The organism is Pseudomonas sp. SJZ080 (assembly GCF_007828295.1).
Lineage (GTDB): Bacteria > Pseudomonadota > Gammaproteobacteria > Pseudomonadales > Pseudomonadaceae > Aquipseudomonas > Aquipseudomonas migulae_A.
The window spans coordinates 122,944-147,918 of record NZ_VIUK01000001.1; the positions used below are offsets into that span (position 1 = coordinate 122,944).

Genomic DNA, 24,975 nt, shown 5'->3' on the forward strand with positions numbered 1-24,975 from the left:
TCTGAAACGCTGAAAGCCCCGGATTGCGGGGCTTTCGTGTTTTTTCGATACGGGCTCGATTGCGAATGCAGGCAGGATTTCGGATCAGTTGCCGTGCGCGATTGCGGGTCAGAGTGCATTGCAGCGGTGCATGGAGCTCTGAATGTGGGAGCGGGCTTGCTCGCGAAGGCGTCGTGTCAGTCAACATCAATGTTGACTGATCAACCGCTTTCGCGAGCAAGCCCGCTCCCACATTGGTTCGATGTTGGCCAAAAAAAGTGATGGCCCGCGAAGGGATGTAACTGTCAGCGAAGATCTGAAGGCTGATTAACCCTCTTCCCCTTCATCATCATCTCCACCATCCACCTTCATCCCCAATTCCTTGATCTTGCGCGTCAGGGTATTGCGCCCCCAACCCAGCAAGACCGCGGCATCACGACGACGGCCAGCCGTATGTTTGAGCGCAGTCTCGATCATGATCCGCTCAAACGCCGGCACCGCGCTGTCGAGCAGGCTCGACTGGCCACGCGCCAACGCTTGATCGGCCCACTGGCGCAGCGCTTGCTCCCAGTTGGTCACCGGCGCTGAATCCTGCGGCAGGCTCAGCAATTCCGGTGGCAGGTCGCTGATGTGCACTTCGCGACCCGAAGCCATCACCGTGATCCAGCGGCAGGTATTCTCCAGCTGACGCACGTTGCCGCCCCACGGCAGGTTCTTCAGGTATTCCTCTGTTTCACTTTTCAGCAGCTTCGGCTCCACCGCCAATTCTTGCGCGGCGCGGCTGAGGAAGTGCTTGGCGAGCGTCGGGATGTCTTCGCGACGGTCCGACAGGCGCGGTATATGAATGCGGATCACGTTGAGGCGGTGGAACAAGTCCTCACGGAATTTTCCGGCGTGCACCAGGGTTTCCAGATTCTGGTGCGTGGCGGCGATGATTCGCACATCGACCTTCACCGGCACATGGCCGCCTACACGGTAAAACTCGCCGTCGGCCAGCACGCGCAGCAAACGGGTTTGCGTGTCTGCCGGCATGTCGCCGATTTCATCGAGGAACAGCGTGCCGCCGTCCGCCTGCTCGAAACGCCCGCGACGCAGATTGGCCGCGCCGGTGAACGCGCCTTTTTCATGGCCGAACAGTTCGGACTCCATCAGATCCTTCGGGATCGCCGCCATGTTCAGCGCAATGAACGGCGAAGCCGCTCGTGGGCTGTGACGGTGCAGGGCGTGAGCCACCAGCTCTTTACCGGTCCCGGATTCGCCGTTGATCAGCACGGTGATGTTGGAGTGGCTCAAGCGCCCGATGGCGCGAAACACTTCCTGCATCGCCGGTGCTTCACCGATGATTTCCGGGGTACGGGTCAGGGTTGGAACGACTTCCAGGCCTTGCTGTTCCTGGGCGTGCTGGTTCGCGCGCTTGACCAGCGACACCGCTTCGTCCACGTCGAACGGCTTGGGCAAGTATTCAAACGCGCCGCCCTGATAGGACGCGACAGCGCTGTCCAGATCGGAGTGCGCGGTCATGATGATCACTGGCAACCGTGGGTGTTGCTCGCGAATCCGCGCCAGAAGGTCCAGGCCGCTGGCACCCGGCATGCGGATATCCGAGATGATCACATCCGGCTGCTGGCGCGCGAGACGGCTCATCACGCCATCGGCGCTGTCGAAGCTTTGCGTGGTCATGCCTTCTTGCTGCAAGGCTTTTTCCAGGACCCAACGGATAGAACGGTCGTCATCGACGATCCACACGGTTTCACTACGGCTCATGTCGATGTGGCTCCTTGTTCCAGTGGCAGAAAGATCGAGAAGGTGGTGTGGCCTGGGTGGCTCTCACACTCGATCAGGCCCTGGTGCTGGCTGATGATGTTCTGGGTAATGGCCAGGCCCAGCCCGGTACCGTCCGGGCGGCCGCTGACCATGGGGAAGAAGATGGTTTCCTGCAGGTCTGCGGGAATGCCGGGACCGTTGTCGATGATTTCGATCTTGGTCACCAGGCGATGGCGCACGTGGCCGATGGTGAACTGGCGCATGGCGCGGGTGCGCAAACTGATGCGGCCCAGGCGCAGCTCGTTCTGGCTGCTGATGGCCTGCATCGCGTTGCGCACGATGTTCAGGACGGCCTGAATCATCTGCTCGCGGTCGATCAGGACGTCGGGAATGCTCGGGTCGTAGTCGCGCACCAGCGTGATGCAGCCTTGGCTTTCCGCCTCGACCAAGTGGCAAACGCGTTCCAGCACTTCGTGGACGTTGCACATGGCCAGCGACGGCAATTTGTTGGAGCCGAGCATGCGGTCCACAAGATTTCGCAGGCGGTCGGCTTCTTCAATGATGACGTTGGTGTAATCGCGCAGGCTTTCTTCCGGCAGTTCGCGGGCGAGCAACTGGGCTGCGCCGCGAATCCCGCCCAGAGGGTTCTTGATTTCATGAGCCAGGCCGCGCACCAGCATCTTGCTGGTTTCCTGCTTCGACAGCTGCGCCTCTTCCTTGGTGATCCGCAACAAGCGGTCCCGCGGATGGACTTCCAGCAGCAGCATGGTGGCGCCGTTGGCCAGGATCGGTGTTACCGCGTAATCGACGGTCAGCGTCTGGCCGGTGAGGGCCGTGAGCATCGCTTCGCGTTTGGTAAATGGATGCGCCTGCTCGACCGCCTGACGCAGGGAGTTGAGTGCTTCGGTGGATTCGGTGAACAACTCGCTGATGAACTGCCCATGGCTGCGTTGACCGCTGATGGCCAGGAGCATCTCCGCCGCCGGGTTCATGTACTCGAGGCGCAGTTCGGCATCGAGCAGAATGGTGGCGGTGGTGAGGTTGTCGAGTAGCAAACGGTGTAGTGCGTCGCTAATGGTCATCGGGACCTCTTTTGGAGCAGGGCGCGCGCATGAATAAAGCGCTGATGCGAGGAAAATGCAAAAACCAAACCAAGGCTCCGAAAAGAAGCGTTAAAGGCCTGAAATGGGCGTTTTACGCTCGTTTGCGTGGCGTTCTGCCAGCTTTCGCGGGTACTTTCGAACCAAAATGGGTTGGATTATGGGTACGGTGCAACCTATTGCACCAATATAGTGCGCAAAGCTGAACGGCGCTAAAAGAAGCGCAGGAAGGGATTTTTTTCTTCTTCGGGTTTGTCCTTGAGCGGACATTCCGGTCGTTGGCCGTAGTCGGTCAACGTGCAGGGGTTGACCTGACGTTTCTGCGCGAGGGAGATGCGCAGCATGTGGAAAGGTTGATTGGCCGTACGCTCGACGGTGTGGCCGTGCTCATCGAGAATTTCTACCGACAGTTTATGGCTGCCGCGGTCGATGTTGCCCAAGGCAAATACCGGGCTCGGACCGGGTTCGGCGGTGGGCTGCCCGTCCAGCAACAAACGGTAGCGATGACCCGGTTGCAGGCGGGGTTCGCTGGTGACGCTGACGATCAACTCGCCAGCGCTGCTACGAATCGTGGCGTCGGGTTCGGGCACCAGAACTCTAAGCAGGTCGTAGCGGAACGGGGGGCTGGTTTCGGTTTTTTTCTCGGCGATCACTGGCGCTGCGCCGGTCGGATTGGCGGACATGCGGTTGCTCGGCGTCATCGGCACGCGTTTGGCGTTGCGAGAGCCGGGTTGGTCAGTGAAGACCCGATTGCCCTGGGCGTCGATGTAGGTGAAGACTTCGGCCGATACGGGCAGCGCGATCAGGCAGGCGATCAACAGCCACAACCTCACGGCTTGTGCACCCGCTGAACGGTGAAAGTCACGATCGGGCTCTGCTGGACGACATCTTCCCCTTCGATCACCTGTACGGCGAGGCTGTGAGTGCCGCGGTCAATGTTGACCAGTTGCAGGATCGGCACGTTGCTCGGCTGGCCGTAAGGCTGATCGTCCAGCAACAACCTGAACAAATGCGGACCTTGCAGGCGGGGTTTGATCAGCACGTTGACGGTGAAGGTGCCGTTGTTGGCGCGCAGCGCTTCGGTGGTGGGTAAGTTGGTCAACTCCAGCACCTCGTAGGCGCTGCGCGACTGTTCGCTGCTGGTGGCTTCGGCAGGTGCGGCAGGAGACGCCTGGCGCTCGACGCTATTGAGTGGCGGTAACTCGACCGGCTGCGCCTTCACGCCGTCGGGCGGTTGATTGCTGTAGGCGGTGTTACCGGCGGCGTCGGTGTACTTATAGATCTGCGCTGCGGCGGCGGGCAGGGCAGTCAACAACAGCATCAATAGAAAACCACGACCCATAAAATCGACCAGAAACGAAAACGTTGGATTGCAGCATAGGTCAGTGGCGACGGTTGGCCCAAGTTGTAAACATTTGGGCATGATTTACCGAAATCCCCCAAACACCGCATAACCCCCCTTGTAGGCGCCGGCTTGCTGGCGATAGCGATCTTGTGGATGCCATCGCCAGCAAGCCGGCTCCTACAAGGGGGAATGTTCACCCGCTGAATTGCGGGCATAAAAAAGGCCTCCCGAAGGAGGCCTCTTTTTTGTCACGCCGCGTGCTGCAGCGCTACCGGATCAGCAGCTGTAGTACAGCTCGTATTCCAGTGGGTGTACGAAGGTGCGGACCTTGATTTCTTCTTCGCTTTTCAGGGCGATGTAAGCGTCGATGAAGTCATCGGAGAACACGCCGCCTTTGGTCAGGAACGCGCGACCTTTGTCCAGCTCTTCCAGGGCTTCTTTCAGGCTGCCGCAAACTTGTGGGATCTCTTTCGCCTCTTCAGGCGGCAGGTCGTACAGGTTTTTGTCAGCTGCGTCGCCAGGGTGGATCTTGTTCTGGATGCCGTCCAGGCCAGCCATCAACAGTGCAGCGAAGCCCAGGTATGGGTTGGCTGCCGGATCCGGGAAGCGGGCTTCGATACGGCGAGCGCGAGGGCTGGACACGTAAGGAATACGGATCGAAGCGGAACGGTTGCGAGCCGAGTAGGCCAGCATTACCGGAGCTTCGAAGCCTGGGACCAGACGCTTGTAGGAGTTGGTCGACGGGTTGGTGAAGCCGTTCAGGGCCTTACCGTGCTTGATGATGCCGCCGATGAAGTACAGAGCGGTGTCGGACAGGCCGGCATAGCCTTCGCCAGCGAAGGTGTTCTTGCCATCTTTGGCGATGGACAGGTGAACGTGCATACCCGAGCCGTTGTCGCCGTACAGAGGCTTAGGCATGAAGGTGGCGGTGCGGCCGTAGGCATCAGCCACGTTGTGCACGCAGTACTTCAGGGTCTGAACTTCGTCAGCCTTGGCTACCAGGGTGTTGAACTTCACGCCGATTTCGTTCTGACCGGCAGTCGCCACTTCGTGGTGGTGAACTTCGATGACCAGGCCCATTTCTTCCATGGCGTTGCACATGGAGGTACGGATTTCGTGGTCGTGGTCGAACGGCGGAACAGGGAAGTAGCCGCCTTTGACGCCTGGACGGTGGCCACGGTTGCCGCCTTCCACGTCCTGGTCGGACATCCACGAACCTTGTTCGGAGAAGATTTTGAACATGGAGCCAGAGATGTCGGACTTGAACTTCACTTCGTCGAAGATGAAGAATTCTGGTTCCGGACCAACGAATACGGTGTCACCGATACCGGTCGACTTCAGGTATTCCTCGGCGCGCTTGGCGATCGCACGTGGATCGCGGTCGTAGCCTTGCATGGTCGAAGGCTCGATCACGTCGCAAACCAGGATCAGGGTCGGCTCTTCGGTGAACGGGTCGAGGACAGCGGTGCTGTCGTCCGGCATCAGGATCATGTCGGAGGCTTCGATGCCTTTCCAGCCAGCGATGGAGGAACCGTCGAACATTTTGCCTTCTTCGAAGAAAGCTTCATCCAGCGCGTCGCGAGCCGGCATGGTCACGTGGTGCTGAGTGCCTTTGGTGTCCGTGAAGCGCAGATCAATCCACTTGACGTCATGATCTTTGATGAGTTGAACCGACTTCGACATAGTGTCCTCCGGGTGGCTTCGGGCTTAGTAGTGGATGCCCTTAGAATGTGGGTGATGCCGGCGCGAATACTCTGCCAAGGCAACCTGCCTCACAAGGGAGCAAATTGCATGCCAGTGCCCCACCATGGGTTTTTTGCCCCAATATCACGCTTATAAAGGCACAAATCGCATTGCGGGGCAAAATGTCGCCCTACAATGTTGCGTTGAAGCCAGTAAATGACCCGTTTTGGTGCGTTGAAAACCTTCTGCACATTAACTGGTTAAACCTTGAGCAATTTCCGCTATAATCCGCGCCCCCCTTTTTCGGCTGGCCCAGCGCGCGCTGTTTTCATGAAACTAATCGTAAAAGTCTTCCCCGAGATCACCATCAAGAGCCGCCCGGTACGGATGCGTTTCATCCGCCAGTTGGCCAAAAACATCCGCACCGTGCTCCGTGACCTGGACCCGGCCGTGGTGGTGAACGGTGTGTGGGACAATCTCGAGCTTGAAACCCGCGTGACTGAGCCCAAAGTACTGAAGGACATGACCGACCGCCTGAGCTGCATGCCGGGCATCGCGCATTTCCTGCAGGTCGACGAATACCCGTTGGGCGACTTCGATGACATCGTCGCCAAGTGCAAGCTGCACTTCGGTGACTCGCTGGCCGGGAAGATTTTTTCGGTGCGCTGCAAGCGTGCCGGCAAGCATGAATTCAGTTCGATGGATGTCGAGAAATACGTCGGCAGCCAACTGCGTCGCCAGTGCGGTGCCGCCGGAATCTCGCTTAAAGAGCCGGAAATCGAAGTCCGTATCGAAATTCGCGACAAACGGTTGTTTGTGATCCACAGCCAGCACAACAGCATCGGCGGTTATCCGCTGGGTGCACTGGAGCAGACGCTTGTACTGATGTCCGGCGGCTTCGATTCCACTGTTGCCGCTTACCAGATCATGCGCCGCGGCCTGATGAGCCATTTCTGCTTCTTCAATCTGGGCGGGCGGGCCCATGAACTGGGCGTCATGGAAGTCGCGCACTTCATCTGGAAGAAGTACGGCAGCTCCCAACGCGTGTTATTTGTCAGTGTGCCGTTCGAGGAAGTACTGGGAGAAATTCTCGGGAAAGTCGATAACAGTCATATGGGTGTAGTTTTGAAGCGTATGATGTTGCGCGCTGCTTCCCGTATTGCCGATCGGCTGGACATCGAAGCGCTGGTTACCGGTGAAGCGATTTCCCAGGTTTCCAGCCAGACGCTGCCGAACCTGTCCGTGATCGACTGCGTGACCGACAAGCTGGTCTTGCGTCCGCTGATCGCCAGTCACAAGCAGGACATCATCGACCTGGCCAACGAAATCGGCACTGCCGACTTCGCCAAGCACATGCCGGAGTATTGCGGGGTCATCTCGGTGAACCCCAAGACCCACGCCAAGCGGCCGCGCGTGGAGCATGAAGAGAAAGAATTCGACATGGCGGTCCTTGAGCGTGCGCTCGAGAACGCCAAACTGGTGCCGATCGATCGCGTGATCGACGAATTGGGCCAGGACTTGCAGATCGAAGAAGTCAGCGAAGCACTGGCGGGCCAGATCATCATCGACATCCGTCACCCGGATGCCGCTGAAGACGATCCGCTGGAACTCGCAGGCATTGAGGTACAGACGATGCCGTTTTATGCATTGAACGCTCGTTTCAAGGAACTGGACCCTACTCGCCAGTACCTGCTGTATTGCGACAAAGGCGTGATGAGTCGCCTGCATGCCCACCATTTGCTCAGTGAGGGGCATGCCAATGTGCGCGTTTATCGACCGAGCTAAGAGCCCGGGGCTGTTTGCCTGTGGCCTGCGTCATCGGCCCCCCGACTCTGCCGTCAAGCTGTAACGGCAAGGCCTGACTCTACTGTTAATCGCTGCCAAGACTTGTCAGCACACCGAATCCTCTGATCGAGATACACAAGTGATCGAAAATCTACGCAACATCGCCATCATTGCTCACGTTGACCATGGTAAAACCACCCTGGTAGACAAACTCTTGCGTCAATCCGGCACCCTGGAGCGCAACGAGCTCAACGACGAGCGCGTGATGGACTCCAACGACCAGGAGAAAGAGCGCGGTATTACCATTCTGGCGAAAAACACCGCCATCAACTGGAACGGCTACCACATCAACATCGTGGACACCCCGGGCCACGCCGACTTCGGCGGCGAAGTTGAACGCGTAATGTCGATGGTTGACTCCGTTCTGCTGCTGGTTGACGCTCAAGACGGCCCTATGCCGCAAACCCGTTTCGTGACCAAGAAGGCTTTCGAAGCCGGCCTGCGTCCGATCGTGGTCATCAACAAGGTTGACCGTCCAGGCGCGCGTCCGGACTGGGTTCTGGACCAGATCTTCGACCTGTTCGACAACCTGGGTGCCACCGAAGAACAGCTGGACTTCAAAGTCGTCTACGCTTCGGCCCTGAACGGTATTGCCGGTCTGGAACACACCGCCATGGCGGAAGACATGACCCCGCTGTACCAGTCGATCGTCGACAACGTACCTGCGCCGAAAGTCGACCGTGACGGTCCGTTCCAGATGCAGATCTCCGCTCTGGACTACAACAGCTTCCTGGGTGTTATCGGCGTTGGCCGTATCGCTCGTGGTCGCATCAAGCCGAACACTCCGGTTGTCGCTATCGACGCCGACGGCAAGAAGCGTAACGGTCGTATCCTGAAGCTGATGGGTCACCACGGTCTGCACCGTATCGACGTTGAAGAAGCAGCTGCCGGCGACATCGTCTGCATCAGCGGCTTCGACCAGCTGTTCATCTCCGACACTCTGTGCGACCCACTGAACGTCGAAGCGATGAAGCCGCTGACCGTTGACGAACCAACCGTTTCCATGACCTTCCAGGTAAACGACTCGCCTTTCTGCGGTAAAGAAGGCAAGTTCGTGACCAGCCGTAACATCAAGGAACGTCTGGACAAAGAGCTGCTGTACAACGTTGCTCTGCGCGTTGAAGAAGGCGACTCGGCTGACAAGTTCAAAGTCTCCGGCCGTGGTGAGCTGCACCTCTCGGTACTGATCGAAACCATGCGTCGCGAAGGCTTCGAAATGGGTGTTGGTCGTCCGGAAGTGATCATCCGTATGGTTGACGGCGTGAAGCACGAACCGTACGAAAACGTGACCATCGACCTGCCGGAAGAATCGCAAGGTTCGATCATGGAACAGATCGGTATCCGTAAGGGCGACCTGACCAACATGGTTCCGGATGGCAAGGGCCGTGTGCGCCTTGAGTACAACATCCCGGCCCGTGGCCTGATCGGTTTCCGTAACGAGTTCCTGACCCTGACCTCCGGTGCAGGCATCCTGACCTCGATCTTCGACCGTTACGACGTGATGAAGTCCGGCGACATGTCCGGCCGTCAGAATGGCGTGCTGGTTTCGGTTGCTACCGGTAAGGCTCTGACTTACTCGCTGGAAACCCTGCAAGCTCGCGGCAAACTGTTCCTGGGTCACGGTGAAGACGTGTACGAAGGTCAAATCGTCGGCATCAACAGCCGCGACAACGACCTGGGCGTCAACCCAACCAAAGGCAAGAAGCTCGACAACATGCGTGCTTCGGGTAAAGACGAAACCATCGCTCTGGTTCCGCCTATCCGTTTCACCCTGGAACAAGCGCTTGAGTTCGTGCAAGAAGACGAACTGTGCGAAGTGACTCCTAAGTCCATCCGTCTTCGCAAGAAGATCCTGGGCGAAAGCGAGCGTACCCGCGCTGCCAAGAAGTCCGGTAACTGAGTCATTTAGTTAGCTGACAAAAAAACGCCCCCGACCGCAAGGTCGGGGGCGTTTTTGTTTGTCTGGGGTTTGTGCGGTGTTTGTGCCGGCCCCTTCGCGAGCAAGCCCGCTCCCACATTTGATCTCCAGCGAATGCAGAATTAGTGCAAGACTCGGATCAAATGTGGGAGCGGGCTTGCTCGCGAAGACGGACGTCCAGTCGCGTCAGAACCTGACGAAGATCAGAACTTCTCAAGCGTGCGACGAGAGCTGCTGGTCTCGCGCGCCACTTCCTTCGGCTTGTAAGCGCAGTACCCCGGCCGTGGCCCGATTTTCGGGTGATTGCGGCAGGTATCCGGGCGCTTTTCATAAATAGTGCACAGACGGCTCTTACGATCCAGGTACAGGCAATCGTTGTTGCTCATGCGTTGGAGGGTGAAGATCTCGGTTTTCTGGCTGTAGCGCTCGACGATCCCTTCCTTCTGCAGCCGCTTGGCGATGTTCTTCGCCGGTTCGCCGCGCTCGAACTCGTCGACGATGCCGATGCGGATCAGATCCTTGATCTTGACCTCGACCGGCAGGGTGCAGCAGCTGGATACACACGAGCCGCACATCGGCGCAGAATATTTGGCCCAGGTATCGAGACGATCGATCTCTGCGGCGGCGATCAGGTTGGGCTTCATCATCGGTTGTTACCAGCGTGTGTATCAGGGCGCGCGATCATACCGGGACTGGTGGATTTTTGAACAACCTTTCGCCAGATTTTTTCTTTGTCGTCCAATAAACATCGTTAAACCGGCACGGCCCCTGCATTGATTCGGGCACACGACAATGTAATGCCGGCCTATCTCGCACTATCAGGAAAAACTGCCGAACCAGAGCCCACACCGTCTGTCTGACCGTCTAGGCTCAACTACTTCACGCTCGCTCGAGGTCCTATCGATGACTCAAGAACCACTTGTTCGCGAAGCAGAGGTGGCCGCATTTCGCGACGCCGTCTTGACCAAGCTCACCTATGCGGTGGGTAAAGACCCGGATCACGCCTTTGACCACGACTGGTTCGAAGCCATTGCGCTGGCCGCGCGCGATCACATGGTCGAGCACTGGATGGATCACACCCGGCAGATCTACCGCAAAGGTCAGAAGCGGGTTTATTACCTCTCCCTGGAATTTCTCATCGGCCGGCTGCTCTACGACAGCCTGAGCAACCTCGGCCTGCTCGACGTTGCCCGCGAAGCGATGACCGAGCTTGGCGTCGACATTGAGCGCATTCGCCTGCTGGAGCCCGATGCGGCCCTGGGTAACGGCGGCCTCGGTCGTCTGGCGGCGTGCTTCATGGAAAGCATGTCGACGCTCGGCATCGCCGGCCACGGCTACGGCATTCGCTATGAGCACGGCTTGTTCCGTCAGGCGATTGTCGATGGCTGGCAGCAGGAGCAGACCGAGCACTGGTTGGATTTCGGTAACCCATGGGAGTTCGAACGGCCAGAAGTCGTTTACCCGATCGGCTTCGGCGGCAGTGTCGAAACCGTTACCGACGAAAACGGCAAGTCCAGGCAAGTCTGGTCCCCGGCGGAAACCGTGCGCGCCATTGCGTATGACACCCCGGTGGTCGGCTGGCGCGGCGCGAGTGTCAACACGCTGCGCTTGTGGCGTGCCCGTGCAGTGGAAGATTTGCACCTTGAGCGTTTCAACGCCGGCGACCACTTGGGCGCGGTCGCGGAAGTGGCCCGGGCGGAAAGCATTTCCCGTGTGCTCTACCCGGCGGACAGTACCGAAGCCGGCCAGGAACTGCGCCTGCGCCAGGAATACTTCTTTGTCGCGGCGTCTCTCCAGGATTTGCTGCGCCGCCACCGCAACATGCACACCTCGGTACTGACCCTGGGCGATCACGCGGCGATCCAGCTCAACGACACTCACCCGTCCATTGCCGTGGCCGAGCTGATGCGTCAACTGGTCGATGTCTACGACGTGGCGTGGGACGCCGCGTGGCAAGTCACCGTCGACACGCTCTCGTACACCAACCACACGCTGTTGCCGGAAGCGCTGGAAACCTGGCCGGTCGGTTTGATGGAGCGGATGCTGCCGCGGCACATGCAGATCATTTACCTGATCAACGCCCAGCACATCGACTCGCTGCGGGCCAAAGGCGTTCACGATTTCGACGTACTGCGTGCGGTATCGCTGATCGAAGAGGACAACGGACGCCGTGTGCGCATGGGCAACCTCGCGTTTCTCGGCTCCCACAGCGTCAACGGCGTGTCCGGGCTGCATACGCAGCTGATGCGCAAAACCGTGTTCTCGGAACTGCACAAGATCTACCCGGAGCGAATCAACAACAAGACCAACGGCATTACCTTCCGCCGCTGGTTGTATCAGGCCAACTCGGAGTTGACCTCGATGCTGGTCGACGCCCTTGGCCCTGATCTGCTGGATAACCCGGAACAGCGTTTGCTTGATCTGGAACCGTTCGCTGAAAAAGCCGCGTTCCGCAAGGCCTTCGCCGAGCAGCGCCTGCACAGCAAGAAAGCCCTGGCGTACATCATTCATGAACGGCTTGGGGTCGCGGTCAACCCGGCGGCGATGTTCGACGTTCAGGTCAAACGGATCCACGAATACAAACGTCAGTTGCTCAACCTGCTGCACACCGTCGCGCTGTATCAGGCGATCCGTGCCGAGCCGGAAATCGACTGGGTACCGCGGGTGAAAATCTTCGCCGGCAAGGCCGCCGCCAGTTATCACCAGGCCAAGCTGATCATCAAGCTCACCAACGACATTGCCCGGGTAGTGAACAACGACCCGACTGTGCGTGGTTTGCTCAAAGTGGTGTTCTTGCCCAACTACAACGTCAGCCTGGCGGAGAGCATCATTCCGGCAGCGGACTTGTCGGAGCAGATTTCCACCGCAGGTTTTGAAGCCTCGGGCACCAGTAACATGAAATTCGGCCTCAACGGCGCGCTGACCATCGGCACCCTGGATGGCGCCAACGTGGAAATGTGCGAACGCATTGGCGCCGAGCACATGTTCATCTTCGGCCTCAGTGCGCAGCAGGTTGAAGCGCGCAAACAGAATCATGAGTTCAATGCGACGCCGGACATTGCCGCGTCTCACCGGCTCAATGACGTGCTGCAAGCGATTCGCGGCGGGGTGTTCTCGCCGGATGACCCGTCCCGCTATACCGGCTTGATCGATTCGCTGGTCGACTACGACCGCTTCCTGGTCTGCGCCGACTTCGATTCCTACTGGGATGCGCAGATGCGCGTGGAAGCCCATTGGCACGATTCGAACGAGTGGTGGCGTTCGGCGGTGTTGAACACGTCCCGGATGGGCTGGTTCTCCTCCGACCGGACCATTCGCGAGTACGCCACGGATATCTGGAAAGCATTGGAGTAACTTTTAGCAATAATTGCGAGCAAGGTCCGACGGTTGTTGGGCCTGGCCGATATACTAAGCATCAACTTGGTCCTTGTGGGAGCGGCGGTGCGGCGATCCCACATTGGATTTGTGGTGCAGATTCAATCTGCGCTCACACTGGATTCCGGGTGTCTGGTCACTAGACTGGATCAGATGTTGTATCACCCGGATTCGCCCCGCAGCGGGGCTGCTTAGGGATATCGACCATGCAATGGATGTTCATGCTGATTGGGCTGGTGCTGGGCTGGATACTCGACGAGTCGTTCAGCGACGCGCTGTTGGGCGCGTTGCTCGGGCTGGGGATCGGCCAGGCCATTCGCATCGGCCGTTTGGGCTCACAGGCCGCTGAACAACGCGTTCTGCTGGAGCAGGCGCAAGTGGCGATGAATGCCGTCCAGCAACGCCTGGCCTTGCTGGAGGTGTCTGGCGTCAAGGCACCTGAAGCCAGCGAACCGGTTGCCGAGGAGCCGGTTGCCAGTGACCCCGCCCCCTCTCCTGTGTTCATTCTCGAAGATATTTCTGTCTCGACCCCGGAGATGGTCTGGGAGCTTCCGCCCCAATTCGAACCGATCACCGCAACGGCGACGCAAGCCAGCCGTCCCTTGCCCGACGATGTCTGGAAAGCCGAGCCCGTCGCCCGCGAGCCGCAGCAACCTGCCGTTCCGCGCGGCCCGAACTTCATCGAAAGGGCCATCAGCGGTGCGCGTAACTGGCTGTTCGGGGGCAACACGGTGCTGCGGGTCGGCGTGGTGCTGTTGTTCCTCGGCCTCGCGTTTTTGCTGCGTTATGCCACCGAAGGCATGGTGGTGCCGATCGAACTGCGTTACGCCGGGGTCGCGGCGGCTGCGTTGGGTTTGCTGGGGCTCGGTTGGTGGCTGCGCCATCGCAACCACCACTATGCGCTGATGCTGCAAGGCACCGGGATTGCTGTGCTGTACCTGACGGTGTTCGCAGCGATGCGTTTACATCCACTGCTCGATCCGACGGCAGCGCTCGGCCTGCTGGTGGCGGTGACGGTGTTCTCCGCCATTCTGGCAATCACCCAGGATTCCCTTGGCCTGGCGTGCGCTGCCGCGCTGGGCGGTTTCGCTGCACCGATCCTGACGTCTACCGGCGCCGGCAACCACGTCGCGCTATTCAGCTACTTTGCCTTGCTCAACGCCGGCATTCTCGCCATCGCCTGGTTCAAGGCCTGGCGGCTGCTCAACCTGATCGGCTTCGTCGGCACCTTCGGCATCGGTTTCGCCTGGGGCCTGCGCTCCTATACGCCGGAATTGCTGTGGAGCACCGAACCGTTCCTGATTCTGTTCTTCCTGATGTATCTGGCTATCGGCCTGCTGTTCACGAGGCGCAAGTTGCTGGAAATGAGCGATGCGCCCGAGGACGACAGCCGCGAGGCGCTGCTGCGCTGGTCGGCGCGTAAAGGCGATTACGTCGACGGCACGATGCTGTTCGGCCCGCCGTTGGTGGGTTTCGGTTTGCAGTTCGCGCTGGTGCAGCACCTGGAATTTGCCGCCGCCTTCAGCGCCCTCGCACTGGGCATGGTCTACATGGGGCTCGCGCGTCTGCTGATGGGCGGACGCGCGCTGCTGCTGGCGGAAACCTGTCTGGCGCTGGGCGTGATCTTCGCCAGCCTGGCGATTCCATTGGGCCTCGATGCGCGCTGGACCTCCGCCGCCTGGGCCGTGGAAGGCGCGGGGATTTTCTGGCTCGGCCTGCGTCAGCAACGACCACTGGCCCGCGCCTTTGCCTTGCTGCTGCAACTGGGGTCGGCGCTGGCGTTTCTCAGCGAGCTGCGGATCGGCGACGCCAGCCTGCTCGATGGCGCACCGCTGGGTGCGCTGATGCTCGGCATGGCGTTGCTGTTCAGCTTCTACCAATTGCGCAACGCCTTGCCCGAGCAGACGTCGGCGTGGGAGCGCAAAGGCTTGCCGGTGTTGGCGTGCCTCGGCCTGACCTTTCTCTATCTGCTGGCGCCGCTGTTCTTTTTCACCCACGGCACCGCAATCAGTTGGGCGTTGGCCGGTCTGGCGACATTGTTTGTCGGCCTGCGTCTGCAATCGCGCACGTTCCTGTTTACCGCGTTCGCTGTGCAGTTGTTGGGAGGAGCGTTGTTCCTGCTGCGGCTGCAAGGCGCGAACGGTGAGTCCGGCGCGGTGTTCAGTGCAGGTTGGAACGGCTTGCTCAGCGCGTCCCTGATCGGTCTGGCGTTGATCGCCGGTATGTTGCTGGCAGCGCGCGATGACATGGTGCGTAGCGACGTTCGATTGTTGCGCGGTTTGTCGGTGGTGTTGCTGGCCGGTCTGGTGCTGATCAATCTGGCGGTGCTGTTCGTGCTGCCGTGGCAAACCGCGAGCGCGGTGTGGGCGGCCAGTGGTTTGTTCATCATCTGGCTGAGCCTGTACTTGAAGCAGCGCGTGAGTTTTGTCTTCGGTCTGCTGCTCCAGGTGATCGGCGGGGCGGCGTTCCTGTTCGCCGGGCCGGATCTGCTGGGGCCGCTGGCCAGCGAAGGATTGAAACCATTGGCGCACAGCGGTTTCTGGACGCCGTTGGTGTTGGGATTGGCCGCGCTGGTCGGGGCCTGGCGCTTGCAGCTCGGCAACCATGCTTCGGCGTTTGATGGGCTGAGCTTGCAGCGCTTGTCCGAAGTGCTGCTGGTGTGGGGCGCCGGTTGGTGGGCGCTGGCGTGGATCAGTGAAGTGCTGCGGTTTGCACCAGTGAATCTTCAAGCGACCTTGCTGCTGACAGTTGCAGCGGTGAGCGTGGCGTTGTGGGCGGTATTGGCGTTGCGCCTGACGTGGCCGTCGCTGGGCTTGCTCTGCACCTTGCTGATACCGGCGGCGGGTGTGGTGTTGCTCGCAGCCTGGCACTCGCGTTATCACCCGGCGGCGGATTTCGGTTGGCTGGCCTGGACGGCGGTGTTCGTCGTGCATTTCATCTCACTGCGGCGTCTGGCGCCGATGCTGCCGGCGCGGGCCCTGAGCACTGCTCATGTGCTCGGTTGCTGGCTGTTGATCGGGGTGCTGGCGCTGGAGCTGCGTTACGGCCTGATGTTGCTGTCCGAGCAGTACAACGCCTGGCGCTGGTTGGGTTGGGCAATGCTGCCGAGCCTTTACCTGGTGCTGATGGCTGCGCCACGCCACTGGCCCTGGCCGGTATCGGCTTACTCGCGCGAATATCGACTGTACGCGGCGACGCCACTGGCGGTGCTGATGCTCGGCTGGTTCTGGCTGGCGAACATCGTCAGCGACGGCACTGCCGAACCGTTGCCTTACGTGCCGCTGATCAATCCGCTGGAATTGGGCCTGCTGTTTGCGCTGTTCGGGGTTTATGCCTGGGCTCGTAGCGCGGTGACGCAACTGGCGATCCGCAAGGACACCTTCGATCACGCCACGCAACTGATCGCCGGCGTTTCGCTGTTCGCGTTCTTTACCGCGCTGGTGAACCGCACGGCTCACCATTGGGGCGGCGTACCGTTCGAGCTGGATTTGCTGCTCGCGTCGATGCAGGTGCAGGCCGGTCTGTCGATCGTCTGGACCTTGATGGCCCTGAGTCTGATGATCGGCGGCCATCTACGGCATCGTCGCGAAGTCTGGCTGATTGGCGCGGCGTTGATCGGCATCGTGGTAGCCAAATTGTTCTTTGTCGAATTGAGTAACCGTGGCGGGCTGGCGCGGATCGTCTCGTTTATCGGCGTGGGTGTGTTGCTGTTGGTGGTGGGTTATTTCGCCCCGTTGCCACCCAAACGTGCCGACGCTGCGCCGGATTCAGAAAAACCGGCCCCGCAAACCGAAGGAGTGTCATCTTGAGTTCGAAGCTGAACCTGGTCTGGTTGGGCGCTATTGCCATGGGTGTGGCGCTGTCGGCCGGCGCGCAGGAAAAACCGTCGGATTTCGCCACGCAAGTGCCGTTGACCGTGAATGGCGAGGGGCCGTGGTATCGCCTCGAATTGCCCTTTGCCGTGCAATTGAATGCGCGGCAGACCGATCTGAGCGACGTGCGCGTATTCAACGCAGCGGGTGAGGCTCAGGCCTATGCCTTGGCGCGAGAAGCAGCGCCAACCCGCGAAAACCGTACCCTGACCGACGTGAAGTGGTTCCCGCTGTACAACTCTGCGGACGACACCGAGCGAGCACCGAGTGTGCGGGTGCAATCGAACGCCAATGGCACGCTGGTCGAAGTGCAGCCGTCGAGTCAGCTGGAGGTGGGCGAAGAAGTGCTGCGTGGCTGGTTGCTCGACGTCAGCGGCATAAAGGCGCCGCTGCAGCAGTTGATCCTCGACTGGACCAGCGAGCGCGATGGCTTCCAGCGTTTCAGTATCGAAGCCAGCGACGACTTGCAGCATTGGCAGTCGTGGGGTGACGGGCAGGTAGCACGACTGACTTTTGCCGACGAGCGGGTCGAGCAACATGAAGTCGGCTTGCCGGGGCAAACGGCGCGCTATCTGCGTTTGTTGTGGAGCACGCCGCAGTCGGCGCCGACGCTGACATCGGTGCAACTGGAAAGCGCCAGCACCCGCAGCCTGCCGCTGCCGTTGGTCTGGTCGCAACCGTTGGCCGGCAGCAGCGTGAAGGCCGGGGAATACACCTGGCAATTGCCCATGGGACTGAATGTCGAGCGCTTGCAGGTCGAGCTGAGTCAGCCGAACAGCCTGGCGCCGGCGACCTTGTCCGGTCGTCGGGACAGCAGCCTGCCGTGGCAGCCGCTGAGCAGCGGCTTGCTCTATCGCCTGACGCAAAGTGGGCAGGATGTGGTGCAGAACGAATTGCAGTTGCCAGGGCAAACGGTGCAGCAGTTGAAGTTGACGGTGGACGAGCGGGGCGGTGGGCTGGGTGCCGAAGCGCCGACTGTGAAGTTTGCCGTGCGCTCGACGCAACTGGTGTTCCTGGCGCGCGGTGCCGGGCCTTATACGCTGGTGTTGGGCAGTGCGACGGCGAAGGCGGCGAACCTGCCGTTGTCGACATTGATTCCGGATTACAGCGCGGCGAAGTGGGCGGCATTGGGCAAGGCGACGGTGGACAGCGGGGTGGTCGCGACACCGACATCGACAGTCACGTCGACTTCGCAGGTCGGGACCAACTGGAAGAAGTTCGGGTTGTGGGCGGTGTTGTTGCTGAGTGTTCTGTTTCTGGCGGCGATGGCATTCAGTCTGCTGCGCAAACCTCCGGCCAACTCCTGAGGATGGCTGGCGCTGCGCGCCAAATCGCGAGCAAGCTCGCTCCCACAGGTTTCGCGTCGTTCGCAATTTCCACATACGACACAAAACCTTATGGGAGCGGGCTTGCCCGCGAAGGCTGACTTTCAGGCTGAGAAGATATCAAAACTGCCGCCCGTCGCCGGCCGACATCCGGCCGGTTTCGAACTACGCTAAACCCGGCACATGAACTCTATTGGGTGTTCCACGTCTGATAGGAGGAAATGCGCCCCGACTCGCGTTAAACTGCGCGGGTTTTTAGCCCCCCCCATTCCACCGGAGCCTTCCATGTCCCGCGTTACCCTGAGTCGCTATTTGATTGAGCAGACCCGCAGCAACAACACTCCTGCCGATCTGCGCTTCCTGATCGAAGTGGTGGCGCGTGCCTGCAAGGAAATCAGCCACGCCGTGTCCAAAGGCGCCCTGGGTGGTGTTCTGGGCAGCATGGGCACCGAAAACGTCCAAGGTGAAGTGCAGAAGAAGCTTGATGTCATGTCCAACGACATCCTGCTCGAAGCCAACGAATGGGGCGGTCACCTGGCCGGCATGGCGTCCGAAGAAATGGACAATGCCTACCAGATCCCGGGCAAATACCCGAAAGGCGCATACCTGCTGGTATTCGACCCACTGGACGGTTCGTCGAACATCGACATCAACGCGCCGGTCGGTACGATCTTTTCGGTGCTGCGTTGCCCGAACGAATACCTGACCCAGAACGAGCCGTTGAACGAAAAGGCCTTCCTGCAGCCAGGCACTCAGCAGGTTGCCGCCGGTTATGCGATTTACGGTCCACAGACCATGTTGGTGCTGACCCTGGGCAATGGCGTGAAAGGCTTTACCCTGGACCGTGAAATGGGCAGCTTCGTGCTGACCCATGAAGACATCACGATCCCGGAGTCCACGCAGGAATTCGCGATCAATGCGTCCAACAAGCGTCACTGGGAAGCGCCGGTGCAACGTTACGTCGACGAATTGCTGGCTGGCGACGAAGGCCCGCTGAAAAAGAACTACAACATGCGTTGGGTCGCCGCGATGGTTGCCGACGTGCACCGCATCCTGACCCGTGGCGGTCTGTTCATGTACCCACGCGACAGCCGCGAGCCGTCGAAGCCGGGCAAACTGCGCTTGATGTACGAAGCCAACCCGATGTCGTTCCTGGTTGAGCAGGCCGGCGGTGCTTCCACCGATGGTCACCAGCGCATCCTCGACATTCAGCCGGAAGGCTTGCACCAGCGCGTAGCGGTGTTCCTCGGTTCGAAAGAAGAAGTCGCACGCGTCACGGCTTATCACAAGGAATAAACCATGACCGCGCCCTGGCAGCCGTTGCTCGAATGGTGGTTCGGAAACGCCGAATCACCCAACGAAACAGCGGCTGAGAAGGGCAAGTTGTGGTTCGGCAAGCGCGACAGCCAGGACCTCGAAGCGCGGACGCGTTTCGGGGACTGGGTCGAGCAGGCACTGGCCGGCGGATTGACTGACTGGGCGCAACGCCCCGACGGTTGGCTGGCCCTGGTGCTGCTGCTCGATCAACTCCCGCGAATGATCTATCGCGACACTCCCAAATCCTTTTCAGGCGATCTCAGGGCTCAGGCACTGGTGGCGCAAGGCATTGCTGCGGATTTCGATCGGCAGTTGCGGCCGATTCAGCGGGTGTTTATCTACCTGGTGTTTGAGCACTGCGAGAATCTGTCGGTGCAGAACGAAGCGGTTTCGCGGTTTGTCGATCTGGTGGCGCAGCAGCCTGAGGCTGATCGGGCAGTGTTTGCCGATAACCTGGATTACGCCGAGCGGCATCAGAAAGTGATTGCACGGTTTGGACGATTTCCGCATCGCAATGCGGTGTTGGGAAGGGAGTCTACGGCTGAGGAGTTGGCGTTTCTTTCAGGGCCTGGGTCAAGGTTCTAAATCTTCATCGCGGCTGATGCCGCCTTCGCGAGCAAGCCCGCTCCCACAGGGATTTTGTGATCGACGCAAATCCAATGTGGGAGCGGGCTTGCTCGCGAAGGGGCCCGTAAGAAAGGCTTAAATCCTGAAACTGCCCACCAACTGCTTCAACCTCGCGGCCTGCTGTTCAAGGTCAGAACAGGCACGCAACGTCGCCTGCAAGTTCTCCACACCTTCCTGATTCAGTGTGTTGATCTCAGTGATGTCGACGTTGATCGATTCCACCACCGCGGTCTGCTCTTCGGTCGCCGTCGCCACGGACTGGTTCATCCCGTCGATCTCGCCGATCCGCTGGGTCACGCTGCCCAGACGCTCGCCAGCCTGGTTGGCGATGCCGACGCTGCTTTCGCTCTGGCGCTGGCTGTCGGTCATGGTGCTCACCGCTTCGCGAGCGCCGACTTGCAGTTCCTCGATCATCTTCTGCACTTGCTGCGCCGAATCCTGCGTGCGATGCGCCAGGTTGCGCACTTCATCGGCAACCACGGCAAAACCGCGTCCGGCTTCACCGGCCCGGGCTGCTTCGATGGCGGCGTTCAACGCCAGCAGGTTGGTCTGCTGCGAGATGCTGGTGATCACTTCCAGAATCTGCCCGATGTTTACCGTGTTGCTGTTGAGCGTCTCGATGTTGCCGCACGAATCACTGATCTTCGCCGAGAGCTGCTGCATCGCCGCGATGGTTTTATCCACCACCTGCTGACCGTCTTCGGCCAAGGCACGCGCGTCGCTCGAGTGCTGCGAGGCGAGGGCGGCGTTCTGGGCGATTTCCTGGGCGGCGGCGCCCAGTTCGTTGATCGCCGCGGCCACGCTGCTGGTGCGCGAGGCTTGTTGATCGGAGTTGAACATCGACGAGTTGGACGCGGCGACGACGCGCAGTGCGACTTCGTTGACCTGGCCGGTGGCCGAGGACACTTCGCGGATCGAGGTGTGAATACGCTCTACAAAACGGTTGAACGAGGTGCCCAGCGCACCGAATTCGTCATGGCCGTGAATAGTCAGGCGTTTGGTCAGGTCACCTTCGCCTTCGGCGATGTCATGCATGGCGCGGCCCATGGTCAGCAGCGGCTGCATCAGGAAGCTGATCAGCATGCCCAGCAACGCGATGATGATCACTACGGCGATGACCATGGCAATGATCGCCGAGGTGCGGAATTCGCTGAGCATCGAGAACGCTGTGTCTTGATCCAGCACCAGCGCTACATACCAATTCGCCGACGGCACGCCGTTGACGTGGGTGAAGGAGATGAACTGGCGCTTGCCGTCGATCTCGACTTCTTTCATGCCCGGGCTGACTTGCGGGGCACCGTTCGGGTAGGCCTCGGCCAGATTCTTGAGGACCAGTTTGCTGTCCGGGTGAATCAGGATCTTGCCGTCGGCGCTGACGATGAACGCATGGCCGTGACCGCCGAAATTCAGCGAGTTGATGATCGCGCTGACACTGGACAGGTCAATGTCGGCGCCCGCGACACCGATCATCTGGCCCTGGCGCTGCACCGGCGTGGCGACGGTGATCACCAGTTTGCCGGAGGATGCAGCGATGTACGGTTCGGTGACGATGGTCTGTTGCGCGCTGTTGGCTGCCTTGTACCAGCCGCGTGCGCGAGGGTCGTAATCGGCGGCGCGATTGCCGGCCGGGACCGAAAACATCACGCCGTCGGTGCCGCCAAAATAGCTCAGCTGGAAGTTGCTGGTGTAGGCGGGCAGGTCGATGGCGCGCTTGAGGTTGGCCTGTGCACTGCCATCCACCACGATTTGCTGGGACAGCGACTGCAGCAACTGAATGCGGCTTTCCAGCCAGGTCTGGATGTTGCTGGTGGTCAGGCTGCCGAGTTCCTGCATTGACGATTCGGTATTGCTGCGCAGGGTTTGCCGCTGGCGGTAGTCGTTGAACAGGATAAAACAGGCGAATGCAACGGCCACCACGAGGGCAGCAGCCAACAGGATTTTGTGGCTGAACTTCATGTTTCTGGTCATTAAATGAGCTACCGCGGAGGGGCTGGTCAACAAGGGGTGCCAATGTGCCACAGGAAGGGGCTTTGCGCTGCTCTTATGTCGACTGGCCGGCGCCAAAGATGAGGCGACTTTTGCCAAAACCGACGAAATGCTCGGCAGCAAATGAAAGTGGCTGATTTTTCGGCAAAAGGCAGACGAGCGGCCCGATAAATAGGCGCTTGGTCAGGGAACCAGAATGGGGTTTTCTCTTCTAAGCTTCAGCTTGGCAGCCATGCCATTCCCTTCACCCCAGGAGCTACACCATGTCGCTGCGTTCTATCGCTTTGCTTTCGTTCTGCGTGTTGTTGGCCGCGTGCGGCAAGATCAATCAGGAAAATTATTCGAAGCTGTCGACAGGCATGCCCAAGGCCGAGGTTGAAACCTTGCTGGGCAAACCCACCGACTGCTCGGGCGCGCTCGGCATGTCCAGTTGCACCTGGGGCGACAAGAACAGCTTTATCAGCGTGCAGTACGCCGGTGACAAAGTGTTGATGTTTTCTGGCCAAGGCCTGAAGTAAACCGGGGCGGTACGCTCGCGGGAGAAAAACAATGAAGCGGTTATTGATCCTCCTTTTTGCCGGCCTGGTATTGGCCGGCTGCGCCACTTCTGGCGAAGATCCGTTGGCGCCGAAAACCGTCAACAGCGTCAATCTGAAGAAATACCAAGGGACCTGGTACGAATTGGCGCGTCTGCCAATGTATTTCCAGCGCAACTGTGCGCAATCCGAAGCTCATTACACCCTCAAACCGGACGGCAACATCCTGGTGCTGAATCGCTGCCTGACGGCGGACTGGCAATGGGAAGAAGCCAAGGGCACGGCGTATCCGCAAGTGCCGGGCAAGACCGACAAGCTGTGGGTCGAGTTCGACACCTGGTTCTCGCGACTGATTCCGGGTGTGGCGAAGGGTGAGTACTGGGTGCTGTACGTCAGCGAAGACTACAAGACCGCCATCGTCGGCGACCCGAGCCGCCGGTATCTGTGGCTGCTGTCGCGAACCCCGACGGTCAACGGTGTAGTGCGTGAAGAACTGCTGAGCAAGGCGCGTCAGCAGGGGTATGACACGACGCGGCTGATCTGGCGTGCGACGGATACGCAGATGGCCAAGACTTCCAACTGATGATGCAACCCTTGTAGGCGCCGGCTTGCTGGCGATGGAGTGTCAGTCGACTTCAATGTCGCTGACATATCATCGCCAGCAAGCCGGCTCCTACAAGGGTTTGTTATCAACCCAAGAGTTCTCGCAGGACCTGGGTGAACGCGCGGTTACTTTCTTCTTCCCCGGCATGACGCCCATCCCGCACAACCCACTGGCCATTGACCAGCACATCGCGCACCTGGCGATCGCCACCGGCAAACAACCAACGATTGAGAATCCCGTCGCCACTGGCGGTGGCCAGGTACGGATCGCTACCGTCCAGCACCAGCCAATCTGCCCGTTTGCCTACCTCCAGCGCACCGATCGGTTGACCCAACGCCTGCGCGCCGCCATCCAGAGCCGCGTCATACAGCGTGCGACCCACCATCGGTTGTTCCGCGTCATACAGCCGGTTACGTCGTTGATCGCGCAAACGCTGGCCGTATTCCAGCCAGCGCAATTCTTCCACCACGCTCAATGACACATGGCTGTCGGAGCCGATGCCCATGCGCCCGCCCTGGGCGAGGAAGTCCACGGCCGGGAAAATCCCGTCGCCGAGGTTGGCTTCGGTGGTCAGGCACAGACCGGCGATGGCGCGACTCTTGGCCATCAGCGTGACTTCTTCCGGATTGGCGTGGGTTGCGTGGACCAGGCACCAGCGCTGATCGACTTCGGTGTTCTCATACAGCCATTGCAGAGGGCGACGACCGCTCCAGCTCAGGCAGTCGTCGACTTCCTTCTGCTGTTCGGCGATGTGAATGTGCACCGGGCACTGCTTGTCGCTGGCCGCCAGCACTTCGCTGATCTGCTGGGGTGTGACCGCGCGCAATGAGTGGAAACACAAGCCCAGCGACTGCGCTGGTTGCTGCGCCAGGATCGGCTGCAAGCGCGACTGAAGCTTCAGGTAGTTTTCAGTGCTGTTGATAAAGCGACGCTGGCCGTCGTTTGGCGTCTGGCCACCGAAACCGGAATGGCTGTAGAGCACCGGCAGCAAGGTCAGACCGATACCGGCGGAACTGGCGGCCTGGCTGATGCGCAGCGCCAGTTCGGCTGGATCCGCATACGGATGGCCGCTGGTGTCGTGGTGTACGTAATGAAATTCCGCGACCGAGGTGTAACCGGCCTTGAGCATTTCGATGTACAGCTGACGGGCAATCACGCCGAGCTGATCGGGGCTGATCTTTCCGACGAGCCGGTACATCAGATCGCGCCAGGTCCAGAAGCTGTCGTTTGGATTACCGGCCACTTCGGCCAATCCGGCCATGGCCCGCTGGAACGCGTGGGAGTGCAGATTCGGCATCCCCGGCAGCAGCGGACCGCTGAGCCGTTCGGCGCCATCTGCGTTGGAATCGGCCTGGATATGGGTCAAAACGCCGTCGGCGCTGACCTCAAGACGTACATTGTTGGCCCATCCACTAGGCAGTAGCGCGCGTTCGGCAAAGAAGGCGGACATGGTTCAGCACCCCATCGTGTGTTATTTGTATATACATATACAGACGTTTGCCTGCCCGGTAAACTCCGGCAAGCTATGTGGCTCGTGTGGTCAGTTCGTCAGTTCAAGTTCGGATGCCGGAAATTCAGAGCCAAGGCGCTGCGACGAGTCATAGCTGGCTAGGGCGAGGAGCAGCAACGCAGGATCTGGATTTCCGGCGCCGAAATTGACTGACAGAACTGACCACACAAGCCACATTACCCTCACCAA

General features: G+C 59.9%; 17 protein-coding genes and 1 pseudogene. 9 read left to right on the plus strand and 9 right to left on the minus strand.

Annotated elements, in window-relative coordinates; genetic code table 11:
- Nucleotides 1-306 precede the first annotated feature (306 nt).
- The 5 genes from ntrC to glnA all read right to left on the minus strand — a co-directional run bounded on the left by ntrC (nt 307) and on the right by glnA (nt 5,871).
- Nucleotides 307-1,743, minus strand: coding sequence for a nitrogen regulation protein NR(I) (ntrC, locus tag FBY04_RS00650; RefSeq protein WP_084322499.1), 1,437 nt, complete (start codon nt 1,741-1,743; stop codon nt 307-309).
- Nucleotides 1,740-2,825, minus strand: coding sequence for a nitrogen regulation protein NR(II) (gene glnL, locus FBY04_RS00655; protein ID WP_084322501.1), 1,086 nt, complete (start codon nt 2,823-2,825; stop codon nt 1,740-1,742). The genes ntrC and glnL overlap by 4 nt, the downstream gene beginning before the upstream one ends.
- A 230-nt stretch (nt 2,826-3,055) precedes the next feature.
- Nucleotides 3,056-3,676 (minus strand): DUF4124 domain-containing protein, encoded by a 621-nt coding sequence (locus tag FBY04_RS00660; RefSeq protein WP_145314234.1) that lies wholly within the window; start codon nt 3,674-3,676, stop codon nt 3,056-3,058.
- Nucleotides 3,673-4,185: a DUF4124 domain-containing protein gene (locus FBY04_RS00665; protein ID WP_145314236.1), complete on the minus strand. Its 513-nt coding sequence runs from the start codon at nt 4,183-4,185 to the stop codon at nt 3,673-3,675. The genes FBY04_RS00660 and FBY04_RS00665 overlap by 4 nt, the downstream gene beginning before the upstream one ends.
- Before the next feature lie 279 nt (nt 4,186-4,464).
- Nucleotides 4,465-5,871: a glutamate--ammonia ligase gene (gene glnA / locus FBY04_RS00670; protein WP_017336068.1), complete on the minus strand. Its 1,407-nt coding sequence runs from the start codon at nt 5,869-5,871 to the stop codon at nt 4,465-4,467.
- A 330-nt stretch (nt 5,872-6,201) separates the two neighbouring features.
- Between glnA and thiI the strand changes: the two genes are divergently transcribed.
- Together thiI and typA are read left to right on the plus strand one after the other, a co-directional pair.
- The gene (gene thiI / locus FBY04_RS00680) at nt 6,202-7,656 is read left to right on the plus strand and encodes a tRNA uracil 4-sulfurtransferase ThiI (protein WP_145314239.1); all 1,455 of its coding nucleotides are present in this window, start codon (nt 6,202-6,204) and stop codon (nt 7,654-7,656) included.
- Nucleotides 7,657-7,795: 139 nt separating this feature from the next.
- A complete protein-coding gene (typA, locus tag FBY04_RS00685; protein WP_084322509.1) occupies nt 7,796-9,616 on the plus strand; it encodes a translational GTPase TypA in 1,821 nt (606 codons plus the stop codon).
- Between the two features lie 221 nt (nt 9,617-9,837).
- On the opposite strand, the gene FBY04_RS00690 is transcribed toward typA, so the two are convergent.
- Nucleotides 9,838-10,278: a YkgJ family cysteine cluster protein gene (locus FBY04_RS00690; protein WP_027922155.1), complete on the minus strand. Its 441-nt coding sequence runs from the start codon at nt 10,276-10,278 to the stop codon at nt 9,838-9,840.
- Nucleotides 10,279-10,537: 259 nt separating this feature from the next.
- Between FBY04_RS00690 and FBY04_RS00695 the strand changes: the two genes are divergently transcribed.
- The 5 genes from FBY04_RS00695 (at nt 10,538) to FBY04_RS00715 (ending at nt 20,108) form a co-directional block, all read left to right on the plus strand.
- On the plus strand, nt 10,538-12,988 hold the full coding sequence (locus FBY04_RS00695) for a glycogen/starch/alpha-glucan phosphorylase (RefSeq protein ID WP_145314241.1): 2,451 nt from the start codon (nt 10,538-10,540) through the stop codon (nt 12,986-12,988).
- Between the two features lie 227 nt (nt 12,989-13,215).
- Complete coding sequence (locus FBY04_RS00700; protein WP_145314243.1) at nt 13,216-16,818, plus strand: DUF2339 domain-containing protein; 3,603 nt, start codon at nt 13,216-13,218, stop codon at nt 16,816-16,818.
- Nucleotides 16,815-18,188, plus strand: a complete 1,374-nt coding sequence (locus FBY04_RS00705) for a DUF3999 domain-containing protein (RefSeq protein ID WP_145314245.1) — start codon at nt 16,815-16,817, stop codon at nt 18,186-18,188. Before FBY04_RS00700 ends, FBY04_RS00705 begins: the two co-directional genes overlap by 4 nt.
- Before the next feature lie 303 nt (nt 18,189-18,491).
- Complete coding sequence (locus tag FBY04_RS00710; RefSeq protein WP_007933966.1) at nt 18,492-19,502, plus strand: class 1 fructose-bisphosphatase; 1,011 nt, start codon at nt 18,492-18,494, stop codon at nt 19,500-19,502.
- A gap of 3 nt (nt 19,503-19,505) precedes the next feature.
- Complete coding sequence (locus FBY04_RS00715) at nt 19,506-20,108, plus strand: DUF924 family protein (RefSeq protein ID WP_145314247.1); 603 nt, start codon at nt 19,506-19,508, stop codon at nt 20,106-20,108.
- A 117-nt stretch (nt 20,109-20,225) separates the two neighbouring features.
- On the opposite strand, the gene FBY04_RS33070 is transcribed toward FBY04_RS00715, so the two are convergent.
- Nucleotides 20,226-20,990 carry a methyl-accepting chemotaxis protein gene (locus FBY04_RS33070; protein WP_371927683.1) on the minus strand — a complete coding sequence of 255 codons (765 nt, stop codon included), beginning with the start codon at nt 20,988-20,990 and terminating at the stop codon, nt 20,226-20,228.
- A gap of 93 nt (nt 20,991-21,083) precedes the next feature.
- A pseudogene (locus tag FBY04_RS33075) lies at nt 21,084-22,118 on the minus strand (cache domain-containing protein); the annotation flags it as partial.
- Nucleotides 22,119-22,399: 281 nt separating this feature from the next.
- Here FBY04_RS33075 and FBY04_RS00725 point away from each other — a divergent pair.
- Together FBY04_RS00725 and FBY04_RS00730 are read left to right on the plus strand one after the other, a co-directional pair.
- Entirely contained in the window at nt 22,400-22,654 is a 255-nt protein-coding gene (locus FBY04_RS00725) for a hypothetical protein (protein WP_007907841.1), read from the plus strand.
- 31 nt (nt 22,655-22,685) lie between these two features.
- Entirely contained in the window at nt 22,686-23,255 is a 570-nt protein-coding gene (locus FBY04_RS00730) for a lipocalin family protein (RefSeq protein WP_084322515.1), read from the plus strand.
- 106 nt (nt 23,256-23,361) lie between these two features.
- Here the strand turns inward: FBY04_RS00730 and FBY04_RS00735 are convergent, their stop codons facing one another.
- Nucleotides 23,362-24,726, minus strand: a complete 1,365-nt coding sequence (locus tag FBY04_RS00735; protein ID WP_145314251.1) for a formimidoylglutamate deiminase — start codon at nt 24,724-24,726, stop codon at nt 23,362-23,364.
- Nucleotides 24,727-24,975: the final 249 nt, after the last annotated feature.

Excerpts from the sequence above, each read along its gene's own strand:
- glnL (WP_084322501.1), bottom strand. The coding sequence starts at position 2,825 with ATGACCATTAGCGACGCACTACACCGTTTGCTACTCGACAACCTCACC.
- FBY04_RS00735 (WP_145314251.1), bottom strand. The coding sequence starts at position 24,726 with ATGTCCGCCTTCTTTGCCGAACGCGCGCTACTGCCTAGTGGATGGGCC.
- glnA (WP_017336068.1), bottom strand. The coding sequence starts at position 5,871 with ATGTCGAAGTCGGTTCAACTCATCAAAGATCATGACGTCAAGTGGATT.
- FBY04_RS00725 (WP_007907841.1), top strand. The coding sequence starts at position 22,400 with ATGTCGCTGCGTTCTATCGCTTTGCTTTCGTTCTGCGTGTTGTTGGCC.
- FBY04_RS00715 (WP_145314247.1), top strand. The coding sequence starts at position 19,506 with ATGACCGCGCCCTGGCAGCCGTTGCTCGAATGGTGGTTCGGAAACGCC.
- ntrC (WP_084322499.1), bottom strand. The coding sequence starts at position 1,743 with ATGAGCCGTAGTGAAACCGTGTGGATCGTCGATGACGACCGTTCTATC.
- FBY04_RS00690 (WP_027922155.1), bottom strand. The coding sequence starts at position 10,278 with ATGAAGCCCAACCTGATCGCCGCCGCAGAGATCGATCGTCTCGATACC.
- FBY04_RS00710 (WP_007933966.1), top strand. The coding sequence starts at position 18,492 with ATGTCCCGCGTTACCCTGAGTCGCTATTTGATTGAGCAGACCCGCAGC.
- FBY04_RS00665 (WP_145314236.1), bottom strand. The coding sequence starts at position 4,185 with ATGGGTCGTGGTTTTCTATTGATGCTGTTGTTGACTGCCCTGCCCGCC.
- FBY04_RS00695 (WP_145314241.1), top strand. The coding sequence starts at position 10,538 with ATGACTCAAGAACCACTTGTTCGCGAAGCAGAGGTGGCCGCATTTCGC.
- FBY04_RS33070 (WP_371927683.1), bottom strand. The coding sequence starts at position 20,990 with ATGTTCAACTCCGATCAACAAGCCTCGCGCACCAGCAGCGTGGCCGCG.
- FBY04_RS00730 (WP_084322515.1), top strand. The coding sequence starts at position 22,686 with ATGAAGCGGTTATTGATCCTCCTTTTTGCCGGCCTGGTATTGGCCGGC.
- FBY04_RS00700 (WP_145314243.1), top strand. The coding sequence starts at position 13,216 with ATGCAATGGATGTTCATGCTGATTGGGCTGGTGCTGGGCTGGATACTC.
- thiI (WP_145314239.1), top strand. The coding sequence starts at position 6,202 with ATGAAACTAATCGTAAAAGTCTTCCCCGAGATCACCATCAAGAGCCGC.